The following is a 563-nucleotide window of genomic DNA, read 5'->3' on the forward strand; positions in this document are numbered from 1 at the left end:
TTCGGGCTATGACGCGGGCAAGAAGGTCAAGGGCCGCAAGCGCCATATCGTGACTGATACCTGCGGCTTCCTGATCTTTCTCCTCGTTCATGCCGCCGACATCCAGGACCGTGATGGGGCCGTTGATGTTCTGGCGGCAATACGCAGGCGCTTTCCCTGGCTGCGCCACATCTTCGCTGATGGCGGCTATGCTGGCGACAAATTGCGATCCGCGCTCGCCTCCATGGGAAAATGGACGATCGAAATCATCAGGCGGTCCGATACGGCGAAGGGCTTTCAGATCCTGCCGCGCCGCTGGGTGGTTGAACGGACATTCGCCTGGCTGGGACGGTGCAGGCGGCTCGCCAAAGATTGGGAAAAGTCCATTGCTTCCTCAACCGCATGGACATTGATCGCCTCGATCCGCATGCTCACACGACGGACAGCAAGGCATTGTCAAGCTTGAAAAACTTTCGGATCGGGCTCTTAGGCCTGCATCCGTTCCAGCGTGGGGACGGCCAGATAACGCCTCGCAGATCTCCTCGGCATAGGCCGCATCAATCTTGCCGCGTTTGACATAGGGT

The 563-nt window shown here is 58.8% G+C and carries 1 pseudogene; it reads left to right on the forward strand.

Annotated features, from left to right (window positions below):
* Positions 1-445, forward strand: a pseudogene (locus tag CFR80_RS18795) (IS5-like element ISGdi1 family transposase); the annotation flags it as partial.
* Positions 446-563 lie beyond the last annotated feature (118 nt).

Source organism: Komagataeibacter oboediens (assembly GCF_003207815.1).
GTDB lineage: Bacteria > Pseudomonadota > Alphaproteobacteria > Acetobacterales > Acetobacteraceae > Komagataeibacter > Komagataeibacter oboediens.